This window comes from Clostridioides sp. ES-S-0001-03, assembly GCF_020676075.1.
In the GTDB taxonomy this organism is placed as follows: Bacteria; Bacillota; Clostridia; order Peptostreptococcales; family Peptostreptococcaceae; genus Clostridioides.
In genome coordinates, this window is record NZ_JACVWJ010000001.1 from 500,955 (window position 1) to 517,198 (window position 16,244).

The 16,244-nt window shown below is 29.3% G+C and carries 12 protein-coding genes; 6 read left to right on the top strand and 6 right to left on the bottom strand.

Going from position 1 to position 16,244, the window contains the following annotated elements; all coding sequences use genetic code 11:
• Positions 1 to 6: 6 nt before the first annotated feature.
• From IC174_RS02185 to IC174_RS02210, 6 genes are all read right to left on the bottom strand, one after another.
• Positions 7 to 1,551, bottom strand: coding sequence for a sensor domain-containing diguanylate cyclase (locus IC174_RS02185; protein WP_227482044.1), 1,545 nt, complete (start codon positions 1,549 to 1,551; stop codon positions 7 to 9).
• A gap of 355 nt (positions 1,552 to 1,906) precedes the next feature.
• Complete coding sequence (locus tag IC174_RS02190) at positions 1,907 to 3,070, bottom strand: UxaA family hydrolase (protein WP_227482045.1); 1,164 nt, start codon at positions 3,068 to 3,070, stop codon at positions 1,907 to 1,909.
• Positions 3,071 to 3,082: 12 nt separating this feature from the next.
• Positions 3,083 to 3,358: a UxaA family hydrolase gene (locus IC174_RS02195; protein WP_009891186.1), complete on the bottom strand. Its 276-nt coding sequence runs from the start codon at positions 3,356 to 3,358 to the stop codon at positions 3,083 to 3,085.
• A 20-nt stretch (positions 3,359 to 3,378) separates the two neighbouring features.
• The gene (locus IC174_RS02200) at positions 3,379 to 4,353 is read right to left on the bottom strand and encodes a 2-keto-3-deoxygluconate permease (RefSeq protein ID WP_227434334.1); all 975 of its coding nucleotides are present in this window, start codon (positions 4,351 to 4,353) and stop codon (positions 3,379 to 3,381) included.
• Between the two features lie 267 nt (positions 4,354 to 4,620).
• On the bottom strand, positions 4,621 to 6,513 hold the full coding sequence (locus tag IC174_RS02205; RefSeq protein ID WP_227482046.1) for a sigma 54-interacting transcriptional regulator: 1,893 nt from the start codon (positions 6,511 to 6,513) through the stop codon (positions 4,621 to 4,623).
• A gap of 198 nt (positions 6,514 to 6,711) precedes the next feature.
• Positions 6,712 to 7,926, bottom strand: a complete 1,215-nt coding sequence (locus tag IC174_RS02210; RefSeq protein WP_227482047.1) for an NAD(P)/FAD-dependent oxidoreductase — start codon at positions 7,924 to 7,926, stop codon at positions 6,712 to 6,714.
• Positions 7,927 to 8,154: 228 nt separating this feature from the next.
• Between IC174_RS02210 and IC174_RS02215 the strand changes: the two genes are divergently transcribed.
• From IC174_RS02215 to IC174_RS02240, 6 genes are all read left to right on the top strand, one after another.
• Entirely contained in the window at positions 8,155 to 9,537 is a 1,383-nt protein-coding gene (locus tag IC174_RS02215; RefSeq protein ID WP_227482048.1) for a TldD/PmbA family protein, read from the top strand.
• Between the two features lie 11 nt (positions 9,538 to 9,548).
• Positions 9,549 to 10,898, top strand: a complete 1,350-nt coding sequence (locus IC174_RS02220) for a TldD/PmbA family protein (RefSeq protein WP_227482049.1) — start codon at positions 9,549 to 9,551, stop codon at positions 10,896 to 10,898.
• A 179-nt stretch (positions 10,899 to 11,077) separates the two neighbouring features.
• Positions 11,078 to 11,611, top strand: coding sequence for a ferritin-like domain-containing protein (locus IC174_RS02225; RefSeq protein ID WP_227482050.1), 534 nt, complete (start codon positions 11,078 to 11,080; stop codon positions 11,609 to 11,611).
• A gap of 83 nt (positions 11,612 to 11,694) precedes the next feature.
• The gene (locus IC174_RS02230; RefSeq protein WP_227434340.1) at positions 11,695 to 12,504 is read left to right on the top strand and encodes an alpha/beta fold hydrolase; all 810 of its coding nucleotides are present in this window, start codon (positions 11,695 to 11,697) and stop codon (positions 12,502 to 12,504) included.
• 197 nt (positions 12,505 to 12,701) lie between these two features.
• On the top strand, positions 12,702 to 14,747 hold the full coding sequence (locus IC174_RS02235) for a sigma 54-interacting transcriptional regulator (protein WP_227482051.1): 2,046 nt from the start codon (positions 12,702 to 12,704) through the stop codon (positions 14,745 to 14,747).
• Positions 14,748 to 15,004: 257 nt separating this feature from the next.
• On the top strand, positions 15,005 to 16,204 hold the full coding sequence (locus IC174_RS02240; RefSeq protein ID WP_227482052.1) for a dipeptidase: 1,200 nt from the start codon (positions 15,005 to 15,007) through the stop codon (positions 16,202 to 16,204).
• Positions 16,205 to 16,244: the final 40 nt, after the last annotated feature.

A 16,244-nucleotide genomic window follows, 5' to 3' on the forward strand; every position in this document is an offset into this window, starting at 1 on the left:
TTTAGGTTAGAGATAGACTACAAATTCATTATTATCTAATGCTTCTTCCATTCTATTTTCCATTTCTTTTTCTTTAAGCATTCTCAAACGTTCTAAATCACTATAAAATACACATGTGTAAAGTGGATGAGTTACAGTATTTCCTTTAATGTTTTTTCGTGCTACATTTGCACGGTCTTGAATTGATACTAGTGGTATATTTGGGTCATCAATTTTATAGACACCTATGGAAAGAGCTATAAAATATTTACATTCTTTATCTTTGTTGAAACTGTTAATATCATTTGTAATATTTTCTATGTACTTAAGAATTTCTTTTTGTGAAATAGTTTTAATAAGAATATTAAACTGGTCATTAGAAACTCTACAAAGTAATTCTTCTCGTTCCAAATAATTAGCAATTACATCATGTATATATTTTAATGTTTTATCTCCAGCATCACTACCAAAAGAATCATTAATAAGTTTGAATTTATTAATATTTATAGATACTAATGAATAGGTTCCTGCTGAAGTTGATTCTATGATTGCTTTAGCTTCCATATCAAAACGTGCCTTACTATAGCCTTTAGTTACAGGGTCTACATAGGCGATTTTTATAAGTTGTTCTCTATTTTTGCGATTTATAAATATAATTAATATGATAAGTAATAAAAATAATATAATAATTAAAATGTTGATAAAGACTGCTTTTTTTAGAAGTAAATCAAACTGTGCATTTGCTACTTTTACTGGAACAATTGAAAGTAGATATAGGTTTTCCTCTTCCAGAGGAACATAGTGCATAGCTTTATAAATACCATCATCCAATGTAAAGTACATAGAACCTTTTTTGTTCTCTTTTAAATTTGTCTTCATTTCTCTAAGAGTATCTTTACCAGTATAGCTTCCATGTTTTTTAATTGTGTCAAAAAAGTTTACAACATTTTTTGGTGCGTTTTTGTTGTCTGAACTTACAATGAAATTTCCATTTTTGTCAATGATTTGAGAAAATCCTTCACCACCAAAACTCTCCACGCTTAGTAACATTCTCATAGTATCAAGAGTATTCCAAGCAGTAATAGCTCCAGTTATTTTATCATCTTCATAAAGTGGTACAGAATATAAAATTCCATATATACCAGATTGAGATTTGATTGGAGTAATTGTCTCCTCACCTTGAAGCGCTTTTCTATAAAAATACTGCTCTTTAACATTACCTGTACTTTCATCAGTGCCTATAAAATTCCCACTAGAATCAGCAACACCTAACCAATCAAACTTCAGTAATTCTGATTTTTTAGATAAATATTCAGTGACATTTTTATTGTTATCACTAAACTGAAAGTAAGTATCTCCTATAGAGTATAATATTTTAAATATACTTTTACATTTTTCATTAATTGTAGTGGAGACACTCTCTGAGATTTCTGTAAGATACCGCTCTGTTTCACGATGAGTTACTTTACGCAGTGTCATAACAAAAGAAACACAAACTAAGGACACAATTATAAGAAGTGTTAGCAATAGGGTAATTATTATTTTTTTATTTTGTACGCTTTTAGTATACATTTTTTATGTTCCATCCTCCATCCTTTATTGGCTTACAAAGAAGACTCCTCTCAGACATATTATACCAAATATTTCTATCTGTGAAGGTACTAAATTTTATCTTTACGTCTATTCTTATGTAAATTATTTTAAAAAGTAGAGAAGCTATTCTTATAATTTATACTGGAATTTAATTAAATAATATTGTTATGAATTAGAATATTTTATAAATAAAAAAAGAACTGTTTTCAAAATTATTTTAACTATTTTGATACAGTCCTTTTTGAGGTTGAAAAAACATTTATAAAGGATTTTTAATTTATAGTATATGTATAAATATTGAATTCATAAAACAATACCTTATATTTATTACAAACTAGAAAGTAGATGCAATTCTGTAAATACCAAATTCTCTATGGCCAAGGCTTTCAGCTTTAGTTTGTTTACCATTACATACTTCCACTATTTCATCGAATATTTCTTTACCTATATCTTTAATTTTAGCGCCCTCTGTTATAATCCTACCTGCATTTATATCGATATTATCTATCATTTTATTGTATGTATCACTGTTTCCAGTAATTTTAATAACTGGCGAAATTGGGCTTCCTGTTGGAGTACCTCTACCAGTTGAGAAGATTACAATCTGTGCACCACCTGCCACCATACCAGTGATAGAATCTATATCTTGACCTGGAGTATCCATAAAATATAAACCTTTTTTATCTGAAGGTAAAATCTCAGCATATTCAAGAGCACCCTTGAATGGTTTGTTCCCTGCTTTATACATACAGCCAAGTGATTTTTCTTCAATTGTTGATAATCCACCAGCTTTATTACCTGGAGTAGGTTGACCACTACGTAAATCTTCTCCCATAGTAATTGCTCTTTTTTCTACATCATTTACAAATTTAAGAAATTTTTCTTTCATGTTTTCATCTTCAAAGCGAGTAGCCAATAAATGTTCTGCACCAATTACTTCTGTAGTCTCACTTAATATACTACTGCCACCCTCATCTATAAGAAGATTTGATGCAATTCCTATTGAAGGGTTTGATGCAATTCCACTTGTTGGGTCAGAACCACCACATTCAAGTGCCAATGTAATTTCGCTCATATCAAATTCAACTCTTACTTCTTTTGATATTTCACGAGCCATTTGACTTGCTATTTCAGCACCTTTAGCTATTGCTTTTAGTGTTCCACCACATTCTTGTATAACAACATAGTCGACTTTTTTTCCTGTTGTAGATATTTCAGATGCTAAATCTTTTGCTTGAATACCATCACATCCAAGTCCAACTACTAAAACAGCAGCTACATTAGGGTTTTTACCAAATCCTATCAATGTTTTTTCTGTAAGCTCTATATCAGAGCCAATTTGACAACATCCATGTTGGTGTGGGATAGCTATTGCTCCAGGAACAAGTGCTGCAACTCTTGTAGCTGTCTCACTTGAACAGACAGATGTTGGAATAACTAAAATATGATTACGAATACCATATTGTCCATTTTCTCTTAAATAACCCATTAATTTCATTTTTATTACCTCCTATTTTTTATCTCCGCGACCACGCGTACTTTCAATATTATGTACATGAACATAGTCACCAGTTTTTATGTCAACTGTTGCAATTCCTATAATCTCTCCATATTTATAAACAACATCACCTTTTTTCACATCTTCTGTAGCCATTTTATGAAAAACAGGAATATTATCATTTACTATATAAGATTTTCCATCAATTGAAACTTTTTCACCTTTAACTAAAGGTCTAACACATGTAACTAGATTGTCTTTTTCATTTGCATGAATAATTGCATTCATATTTTTACCTCCTAAAAATATTAGTTTACTTCTATGTTTTTATTTGTTTTAAAAATAGCTTTTTTTCTTTTTTCTCTTTTATCCAAATAGGAGACGAGCATTGGACAGCATATTGCTGTAACAATGATAGCTGCAGCAACTTGTACTGTTGAAACAGCCGCAATTGTAGCAAGTGTAGGGTCAATAGCGGCTAAAGCTTCAGGAGTACCAGCCGCATTACCTGCTGTCGTACCAGTAGCTGCACCTACTGCTGGATGTTCTGCACGTATAAGTTTCATTACAAAATATCCACCCATACCTGTTATTAGAGTTACAGCAAGACCTAGTATAACTCCAGGGAATCCAGCAGTTATAATTTGGTTAAAGTTTAATGCAGCTCCTAAAGGAAAAGCAAAGAAAGGTATTAACAATGTTGTACCAGGTGCAAGAAATTCTCGTATATCTTCATCGAGATTACCAAGTATAAATCCAAGTAATATTGGTATGAGTGCTGCAAATAAAGCTACTATAGGCACATTTGCAAGTCCAGTTACTCCAAAGGCAAGCATCGTAAAAAATGGACCATCATTTAGAGATAAGATAGATATCGCACCAACATCTGTAGAATCTCCATATTCACCAGCAAGAGCAGCAAATAGACCTCCATTTGAATTAGTCATAGTAGCAACTATAGCAAGAGGTGTAATACCAATTATGCCTTTAGGCCCAATGAATTTACTAACAATAATACCTAGTACTGCACCAATTACAAATTTTGTTGCCGTGAGTACTATGCCCTTAGTCAAAGGTTTGCCTGCTTGTCTTATGTTGATTTGAGCGCCATTACATAGACAAAATAGAGCAAGTATACTCATTGCACCAGTTTTAAATAAGGAAGTTGTAAATCCTCCAATTTCAAGAGCCTGTGGACATACTGTATTAAATAGTGCTCCCAATAGCAGGGGACAGACCATAAGTCCTCCTGGTATCTTTTTCACCGATTTTAAGATATGCATCTAGTATCACTCCTTTTAATTTTTATATAAGTATTTAAAAGCAATTACTATGCCAATAGAGGTGTTATATAGTTTTTATTTTTATAAGTATTTTTAATATTCGTGTAAAATACTGTAGATTGCTTAGATTAAAAAAATTATATAGAAAAATGTAGCGAAAAAAATAATCTATTTATTATGTAGTAGAATTTTAAATAGAAATAAAGAAACGTTTCATGTATTAAAATTAAACATAAAACGTTTCGATATATTATATATGTATTATTTTTAAACATTACTTTCAATTTCTTTTAACTTTCTCCATAGGGTAGAGCGAGTGATTTTTAGTATTTCACAAGTTTTTGTAGTGTTTCTATTATTTTCATTATAGACTTTATAGATATATTTCTTTTCTAGTGTTTTTAAGTCTAAGTTATTACATTTAAAATCAGCCTTATCTGTATCATTTATAGTATTTGCATATTCACTATTGTATTTTTCTGATAAAATTGAATCAAATGATTCTATAATAACAGCTCTCTCGATTATTCCTTCTAATTCTCTTATATTTCCTTCATATTCTTTTTCAAGAAGAGCTTGTCTGATATTTGGAGTGATAATTAAAGGTATCTTATTGTATTTAGCTGAATATTTTTTTATGAAAAATTCTGATAATTTTATGATGTCTTCTTTTCTCTCCTTGAGTGAAGGAAGATACAATGTTAATATATTTATTCTAAAGTAAAGGTCTCGTCTAAATAAACCATCACGCATCATATCTTTTAAGTCTTTATTTGAGGCACAAATTATTTTTACATCTATGGGAATAACTTTATCACCACCAATTCTCATAATTTGCTTTTCTTGCAAGACTCTTAATAATCTTCCTTGAAGTTCAATTGGAATTTCACTTATTTCATCGAGAAAGATTGTTCCTTCATGTGCCAATTCAAATACACCTGTTTTTCCTTTTTTTCTTGCTCCTGTGAATGAACCCTCCTCATATCCAAAGAACTCACTTTCTATTAAAGATGGAGGTATTGCAGCACAGTTTACAGCAACAAAAGGAGCATTTTTACGTTTGCTATAATTATGAATACTTTGACAAAATAACTCTTTGCCAACACCAGATTCTCCTGTAATAATCATTGGAGTATCATAGCAAGCATATTTTTTTGCAACTTCTATACAGTCTTTTGTTTTTTCACTTGCATAGATTATATCATCAAATGTGTATTTAGCAGATAGACCTTTGTTTAATAGACTTCTTCTTATTGTATGTTCAAATGAACTTATTTCCTTACTGTCTTGAAATGTAGAAACTGCTCCTTGAATTTGACCATCAACGATAATTGGAACTCTATTTGTAATGATTTTTGTACTTCCTATATTCTGTATTTCACCAATTTGTGGTTCCATGGTTTCAACTACTTGAGGTAAAACTGTGTTTGGAATAACATCTATAACATTATGATAAAGTGCATTTTCTTTTTTTATACCAAATATTTTTTCAGCACTCTTATTAAATAATGTGATTTTAAAATTTTTATCAACTGTTATTATTCCATCATGTACAAAATCTGTCATAGCTTCTATCTGTAATCTTCTTTTTTGCTCATCTTTAGTTGCGTCGAGTATTTGTTCAGCTTGTTGAATGGCTCTAAGTATGTTTTCTTCTCTAGATTCAATTAATATTCCCTTACAATTAAGTCTTTCAACAATATGTGCAACAGTAGTATCACCTATATATGTATTGATGCCTTTTTTTCTATATTTTTCTATAGCATCATAAATTTCTTCTTCCTTTTCAATTTCAATCATCGTTATTTTCTTATTCAATATTTCTTCTATAATATCAAAGCCATATATAACATTATTAAATCCAATTATCCCAAATGGTTCATTTGAATTTTTAACTTCCTTATAGCTTTCTATAATATCATAAGCATCTACTTTAATCTCAACTATAGGTATGTTATATGTTTCTTTTAACATATTGTAAGTTCCACCTCTACTTATGATAATTCTAGTACCATGGTTAATACTTTTTTCGGCAAGTGGTATTCCTTCTTTTAAATTACCAAATACAACATCAATGTTTGTATACTTATATTTTTTTACTATGTGAATCGATTTTTCATAGGTTCCTTTAGTAGGAGCAATAACAAGTATTTCTTTCATAATAATTCCTCCATATTTCATCAAATAAACTTAAAGATTATTATCATAACTAAATTTTATCAGTGATATTTTAATATTTTACTTTATATTTAATTCTAAATAAAGTATTTTTAAATAAATTATTATAAAAGACTGCCTAAAAATAAGATTTTAGAATTCTAAAGTTTTTTAGTACAGTCTTTTAATATATAATAACATCTATTTGTCAAATCTATTTACCTTAAATAATCTCATATTTTTATCTTCTTCTCCAAGGTATAGCTTACTAAGCATTATACCTCCTAATATTGCAAAAAGTATTCCATTAGCTCCATAGCCTAAACAGTACCATAAGTTATGGTTTTTGTTATCAGGTCCAATAAAACCTAAGTTATCTAAAGTAGAAGCAAAGCAACCACAATACTTGTACTCAATTTGTATATCTTTTATATCCTTAAACATGCCCTTTAGCCTTTGTTCTAAAATATCATATTTTTTATTTGCTAAAGCCTCATCTTCTATATCACTAAAGTCTACATCTTCGCCACCTATAATCAATCTATTATCTTTAGTGGTTCTTAGATAATTATATGGGTCACAATTGTCTCTAATCAAAATATTGTCTTTCCAAGAATCAATATCTTTAAGTGGTTTTGTAGCTATATTAAAGGTATTAGATTTAGTTGCAAAATTTCTATTTGTAAATAAACTTGTATTATATCCTGTAGCTACAATTAGTTTTTTACCATAAACTTTATAACCATAAGACACTTCAGCTGTTACTTTATCATTTGAAAAGTCTATTTTTTTTACTTCTGTATTTTCATATACTTCAAGACCTTTTTTTAGACTTACATCAATGAGATGCTGACTATATTTATATGGGTCTAGTTCTCGTCCACCATTTTTTGCTATCAATCCTGACTTTAAATCAAAACCAAAAGGATTTGTAGATTCATCAATATACTCAACATCAAATCCATTTTCTTTTCTTAAATCATATTCTTCTTTTATAGCTTTTATTTCAAGTTTATTGGCAGTGTAAAGTAAAGTATCTCTTTTTGCATAATCACACTTATTTCCATGCAATTCTATAAATTTATCTAACTCTTCAAGTGCTGATACACAAAGATTATAAGCTTTTAAGGCATCAGTTAGAGTCATTACTTCTGTCAAATCTATCAAATTGTCATCCAATTCATACTGTAAAAGTGATGTGGTTACACTAGTACTTCCATGCGCAATCCTTCCTTTTTCAAGGATAACTGATTTTATATTATTTTTAGCTAAATAGTATGCACAAATGCATCCTGTTACGCCGCCTCCAACGATTATAACATCTGTATCAATATCATCAGTAAGGTATGGAAATTGTCTTGGAATTTTATTTATACTGGTAAAAATAGGTTTACCTTTTACATATTCTTGATTCATATATTTCACTCCTAAAATTTATTATGTATAATATTATTTTCTATAGTAAATAATATTATACATTTTAATTTCTTATATAAATGGGTATGTATAAATAAAAATGTGATAACATTTTAGTGTAAAACATATGTATAATATATTCATAAGCAATTTGGTATATAATGATGATTAACAAGTAAAAAAGATTGAATAAAAGTTAAATAAAAATTTAAAATAGGAGGTAAATTTATGCTTTCAAAAGATATTGCTTCAAAGGTATTAGAAAAGTGTCTAGTTACTGGAGGAGATTTTGCTGAGATTTTTGAAGAAGACACTATAAATAATTCTATTGGCTTAATAGATAATAAAGTAGAAAATGCAATAGGTGGAAGAACCTATGGTATAGGAATAAGAATATTTAAAGGGTTAAAGAGTATATATGCTTATACAAGTGACAATTCATTAAATAGTTTGTTGGATGTAGCGTATAAAGCTGCTGTTGCATTAGGTAAATTGGAAGATGGAAAAAGTGTAATATTAAATGACAGTATTAAAATAAATAACATACATAATATAAAAATTTATCCAAATTCAATAGGTAATAGAGATAAAGTAAATGTTATGAAGGTTGCATATAAGAGTGCAAAAGAATTTAGTAGTGATATATCTCAAGTAAGTGTTAGCTATTCAGATAAAGACCAAAAAATATTAATTGCAAACACTGAAGGTATATATGTTGAAGATAGAAGAATAAGAACCAGACTGGGAATAAGTTCAATTGCATCTAAAGGTAATGAAAATCAAACTGGATTTGAAGGACCTGGAGGTTGTAAAGGATTTGAAATATTTGAAGATATAGACCCAGAATACTATGCAAAAGAATCAGCTAGAGTAGCACATACTATGTTGCATGCTAAAAATTGTCCAGCAGGTAATATGATGGTAGCAATAGATAATGGCTTTGGTGGAGTAATATTTCATGAAGCTTGTGGACATTCTTTAGAAGCTACATCAGTTGCAAAGGGAAACTCCGTATTTGCAGATAAATTAGGTCAGCAAATTGCATCTACGAAGATTACAGCTATAGATGATGGTACAATACCAAATTACTGGGGCTCTATGAATATAGATGATGAGGGAAATCCAGCTCAAAAAAATATACTGATTGAAAATGGGATTTTGAAGTCTTATATGATAGACAAACTTAATGGTAGACGAATGGGAATGAATCCTACAGGAAGTTCTCGTAGACAGAATTATAAATTTGCTCCTACTTCGAGAATGACTAATACTTATATTGCTGCTGGAGAAGATAAACCAGAAGACATTATAAAGTCAATACCAGATGGACTTTATGCTAAAAAAATGGGTGGTGGGTCTGTAAACCCTGTAACAGGAGAGTTTAATTTTGCAGTTTCAGAAGGTTACTTGATAAAAAATGGAGAAATACAAGAGCCAGTTAGAGGTGCTAGTTTAATTGGAAAAGGTAGTGATGTACTTATGAATATAGATATGGTTGGTGATAACTTAAAACAAGCTCAGGGTATGTGTGGTTCATCATCAGGAAGTATACCAACTAATGTAGGTCAACCTATGATAAGGGTAAAAGAAATTACTGTAGGTGGAAGATAGGAGGGATAATTGTGGAACTTAAAAGTTTTAAGGATATATTATTTAAAAAAGCTCTAAGTGAAGGATTTGAAGAATGTGAAGTGTATTATTCCACAGGGGAAAATTTAAGTATAAATATATATGAAGGAGAAGTTGAGAAATACAATCTTGATAAGTCTTTTGGTTTATCTTTTAGAGGTAAGGTAAATGGAAAGGTAGGTTATTCTTATACAGAAATTTTAGATGATAAAGCTGTTGATATGTTGATAAAAAATGTAAAAGATGGGGTAAGAGCTATCGAAAATGAAGATGTACAATTTATATATGAAGGCGATAAGCACTATAATGATGTAAAGACTTATTCTAAAGAGTTAGAAAATTTAGAAGCAGATAAGTTGATTGATTTAGCTCTAGAAATGGAAAGAGAGACTAAAGCTTATTCAGATAAGGTAGTAAATTTATCTAGATGCACTATATCTTATTCTGTATCAAGTAATGGTATATATAATACTAAAGGTCTTGATTTAAGTAATAAAACTAATATGCTTATAGGGTTTGTAGTTCCTATAATAGAAGACAATGGACAAAAGTATGATGGAGTGGGATATAATATAGCAAATTCTATTGAAGAAATAAAGCCTTGTGAGATAGCAAAGCTTGGAGTTGAAAATGCTTTATCTAAAATAGGTGGAAAGAGTATACCATCAGGCAAATATAAAACTATATTGTTTAATGAAGCAATGGTATCTTTACTTAGTACATTTTCTGGAATATTTAATGCTGATTCAGCCCAAAAAGGATTATCTTTGTTGAAAGATAGAGAGGGAGATATGATAGCATCTCCTATAGTTACAATAGTTGATGACCCACTTTTAGAAAATGGTATGGCATCTACTCCTTTCGATGATGAGGGAGTAGCTACATTTAAAAAAGAAGTTGTTTCAAATGGAAAGCTTATAACTTTACTTCATAACTTAAAGACAGCCAATAAGGCAAATATAAAGACTACAGGAAATGGAATAAAATCTTCATATTCATCACCTATAAGCATATATCCCACTAATTTTTATATAGAGAAAGGAGATAAATCTCTAGATGAAATTATGAATGATATAGGTGAAGGATTGATGGTTACTAGTTTTGCAGGTCTTCATTCAGGGGCAAATTCAGTAACAGGAGATTTTTCTTTAGCAGCTAAAGGTTTTTATATTAAAGATGGTAAAAAAGCATTTCCAGTAGAGCAAATTACAGTAGCTGGTAATTACTTCGATTTATTAAAAGATATTGAAGTTATAGGAGACGATTTAGAATTTCCAATGAGTAGTATAGGTTCACCTTCAGTTGTTATTAAAGAGTTATCAGTAGCAGGAAAAGATGAATAGATACAGAAAATAATTGCACAAATATAAAGGTAAATATAAATCCATGTTAATTTTTATTAGCATGGATTTTTTATTAATTTAAGTTATTTATTAAACCCTAACTATCCTAATAAAGTTATATGTCAAAGCTTTGATGAATACAATTAATATCATATGCTAATTTTAAAGGAGGATGTATTATGAGTGATGCACATTACGATATGCACAAGAGAAAGGGCTACTCAAGTGATGAGCCGTATCCAGAAATAAAAGTTTTAGGGGCGAATAAGTATTATGCAGAGCTATTAATGGATGATTATTCTGGTGTAGCGAGTGAATTTACAAGTGTAACCCAGTACTTATACCATGACTTTGATTTAGATGAAAATTATAGAGAACTGAGTGAAATGTGGATAAATATATCTATAACAGAAATGTTACATATGGAGATATTAGCAAAGACTATAAGATTATTGGGTGGAAATCCTATATATAGAGGTTCGACAAGTTCTTGTGGTGCATATTGGAATGGTGGTTTTGTATTTTATGGAGATTCTATTTGTAGTAGATTAAAATCGGATTTACATTTAGAGTATGTGGCTATTGAGAATTATTACAAGGATATAAGTATTATTGAAGACCCTTATATAAAAGCTATATTAAATAGAATAATTTTAGATGAAAAGGTCCATGTAGGTTTGTTTAAAAAAGCAATAGAAAAGTATTGCAGATAAACTCGAAAGTTTATTTATTCATCATTTTATTCATATATATAAAATGACTATCATACATTTTCTTGAAGGGAGTTGCTATTGATATGTATTATGTATATGTAAATGATATAAATATAGCAGTTTATGATTTAAATCCGAGTGCTAAAAAAACAGTACTTTTTATACATGGCTGGCCATTAGGACATAAGATATTTGAATATCAAACAAATATATTACCAAAACTCGGATATAGAACCGTTTCAATTGATTTAAGAGGGTTTGGTAAGTCTGCTGCAACATCAGGAGGGTATAATTATAGTCAATTAGCAGATGATATTTATAAGGTGGTACATGCCATTGGATTAAGGGATTTTACCCTTGTTGGTTTTTCAATGGGAGGAGCAATTGTACTTAGATATATGAGTCTGTTTCATGGCTATGGAGTATCAAAATTAGCATTACTTGCTGCTGCTGCACCATCGTTTGTACAAAGACCTCCAGAGTTTCCATATGGTATGACACGTGAGGATGTTAATAAACTGATAGCTCAGGCATGTACTGATAGACCAGAAATGGTAAGTAATTTTGGAGAAAAAGTGTTTGCATCGAATCCATCAGAAAGCTTTAGAAGGTGGTTTAACGACATTGGTTTTAGTGCATCAGGTATTGGAACTATTGGAACAGCTGTATCTTTAAGAGATGAAAAATTGTTTAATGATTTAAAATGTGTAAGAGTGCCTACTGGTATATTTCATGGGAAATTAGACCAAGTATGCCCATATGAATTTGCAGTTTTTATGAATGAAAAAATAGAGGATTCAACTTTATATACTTTTGAGTATAGCGGTCATGCAATATTCTATGATGAACTTAAACTATTTAATCAAGAATTCTTGCAGTTTTTAGAGGAATAGAAATATCTTATTAATAATTAAAAATATGGTGATATTATATAAAATGGTATAGATTAAATTCTATACCATTTTATTTTTGAGTAGAAAATATTACCAAATAGTATAAAATATGATTTTTAAGATTTAAAATTTTTTTAAAAAGTGCTACAATAGACCAAATTATTAGTTTCTATATTAACTAAACAGGAGGTGATGGTATGAAAAAACATAATATTTTATTTGTATCAACTGATGACAAAATAAATATAGATATCTCAAAACAATTAGAAAATATATTTGGAGAATTTTGTAATATAGATAATTTAGTCTATATGGATAGCATAAATATTGAACTATTAAAGTATGAACTTATAGTGTGTTCAGATAATGAGATAAAAGAGCATATACACAATAATATCGATAAAAATATACCTATTGTAATAGTACATCGTACAATAAATATTGAAAATATAAACCAGATAATAAGTATAGAAAATGATTCTGAAGTTATGGTTATAGATGATTATAAAGAGTCAGCAGATGAAACAGCCAAGATAATTAGAAAATTAGGATTAATTCATATTAATTTAATACCATATTATCCAGGATGTGATAAGTCTAAATGTGAGATTGGAATTATTACAGGAAGTAGAAATAGAGTACCACAGAACTTAAAGCAAATAATAGATATAGGTGCTAAAATAATAGATATAAATACAGTTATAGAAATCTTTACAAAACTTAATATATCTATAGATAAATTACATATTATCAAAGAAAAATATAATGAAGACACAGTAAGTGGATATAGATACTATACAACTATGAATAAAACTATGAAGAGTTTTTTGGAGATTATCGATGAAGGGATTGCTTCTATTGATAAATTAGGGAAGTTTATATATTGCAATAAAGTATTTTCTAATCTAGTTGGAGTAGACCAAAATCAGATTATATCTAATAATTTTATGGATTTATTTAGTGATAAAATTATCAAAAAAATATTTTTTCAAGAGGATGAAGTCAGTGATGAAGTAGTAAGCCTAAATAACAAAAAACTCATAATTAATAAAGTAAATGTGTATGAAAATAATGAGCGAATAAAAAGTATTATAAGCATTAAAGATATAAGTGCAATTCAGATGCTTGAGGATAAGATTCAAAATAAATTTCAGACAAAGGGATTTGTATCAAAGTACACATTTGAGAATGTTGTAGGTGAGACTAAAATAATAAAAGAAAAAATTAATATCGCAAGAAAGATAGCATCTACAGATTTTTCTGTGTTGATACTTGGAGAAAATGGAACAGGAAAGGAAATATTTGCTCAGGCAATACATAATGAATCTCTAAGAAAAGACAAGCCGTTTGTTGCAGTTAATCTATCTTCTTTGTCAGATACACTTATTGAAAGTGAGCTTTTTGGCTATGAAGAAGGAAGTTTCACAGGTGCGATAAAAGGCGGAAAAATAGGGATATTTGAAAGAGCGCATACAGGAACAATTTTTTTAGATGAGATAGGTGATATATCTCTAGAGGTACAGCAAAGATTGTTGAGAGTCTTACAAGAAAAAGAAGTTATGAGAATGGGTGGAAGTAAAATTATACCAGTAGATGTTAGGATTATAGCTGCTACAAATAAGGATTTAAAGAAAAAAATTAAAGAAGGTTCTTTTAGGGAAGATTTGTATTATAGGATTAATGTATTACATATAGAAATACCAAGGCTTAGAGAGCGTAAGGAAGATATACCTCTTATAAGTAAGTATTTTTTGGATGAAATAAATAGTAATAAATGTTTTACAGAAAAATCAATGCAAGTATTAAAATTGTATGAGTGGCCAGGTAATGTAAGGGAGCTTAAGAATTTGATTTATTATATTGACACTATAGTGGAGGAAGATAGAGTAGACTATGAGCATTTGCCAGAACAATTTAAATTTGAAAATAACAATACTTTAGTTAATGAAAATTTTGATTCAATTATATTGGATTTCAAACAATCAAATTTCTTTAATGAAAGTATTTGTATATTGATGAGTATAGAAACTTGGAATAATAAAAATATATCATTAGGAAGAAATAAATTACAAGAAATCTTAAAAGAAAAAAGTATGACATTAAGTGTAGACCAAATTAGAAAAAGAATAGATAAATTAAAAAATCATGGATTGCTGTCATCTGGAGTAAAAAAACAAGGGAGTTTTATAACTGATGAAGGAAAGAATTTTATATCATATATAAAATTTAAGGGGGAAATATAGGGGGATATAAATGTAAAATCCCCTAAAAACTCCCTATAATAATCTTAAATAAGTAAAATTATTTTAAATATTGAGATAATTTTAAAAATATTAAATTAAAAATAAAAAATATTATTTCTAATAAACAGTAGTAAATCATCACTTTACTACTGTTTTTATTTTTGAAAGATTTAGTATGCAATTAAAATTTATATTTTGGCATATCAATTGCTACATAGTGAAAATATAAAAAATTGTAGAATTTGGAGGATATTGTTATGAAGTCAGCTTATAAAGGCTATGAAGCTTATAGTTATTTAGAAAAGGGAAAAGATATCTCATCTATTGAGATGTGTAAAGGAGATAAGAGAGTAAAAGAATACCTTATCGAGTTAGATGATATTCAAGAAGCTAAGGTTAAAAATATAGTGGATGACAAAATATTTATATCACTACATGAACATCCAGTTTTATTTCCAGAACACTTAGAAAGAGATATATTTGAATACAATAGAGAGGGTAAACAAAGATGTGCTTATGAAGCATTATCAAGAGGATATTACGATGCTATATTTGATAATTTAATGGATGGTGTATGTACAATAACATCAAGCTCAGGATGGAAGTGGGATGATATATTAATAGATTTAGGTATGAGATTATGTGACTTAGCACACCAAGATTTTGTTATAAAGTGTGAAAAAGTAGAAGATATATACAGAGCAAAAAAAGAAGGAAAAGTGGCCTTGATACCTACTTTAGAAGGAGCTGCACCAATAGAAAATGAACTTGATAGAATAGATATTTTGTATGGATTTGGCATAAGGTTAATGGGTATAACATACAGTGAATCTAATGCATTGGGTTCAGGATTGAAAGAAGAAAAAGATGGTGGACTTACGAATTTTGGTAGAAAAGCTGTTGAAAGAATGAATAAGATTGGAATGGCAATAGATTGCTCTCATGTTGGAGTTCAAACGACACTTGATGTTATAGAACACAGTAAGGACCCAATAATATTGAGTCATGTTGGGGCAAGAAGTCTGTGGAACACAAAGAGATTAACGCCAGATGAAGTACTAATAGCATGTGCGAAAAAGGGTGGGGTTATAGGTGTAGAAGCAGCACCACATACTACAATAACTGAAAAAAACAAAGAACATTCAATAGAGTCATTTATGGAACATTTTGAGTATATTAAAAATCTAGTAGGGATAGACCATGTGGCTTTTGGACCAGATACAGTATACGGTGACCATGTTAAATTACATTCAGTGTTAGCTGCTAAATTTGATATTAAAAAAATAACTGGGACAAAGGAGCATCCTAAAGTAGAGTATGTAAAAGGTCTTGAAAATCCAACTGAAACTTCAAAAAATATTGTCAGATATTTAGTAAAACATGGATATAGTGATGAGGAAATAGAAAAGGTGTTGGGTGGAAACATACTTAGAGTATTGAATAAGGTTTGGAAATAAGGCTTAAATGTTTTAATAAAATTTGAGGATTTATAGGGAG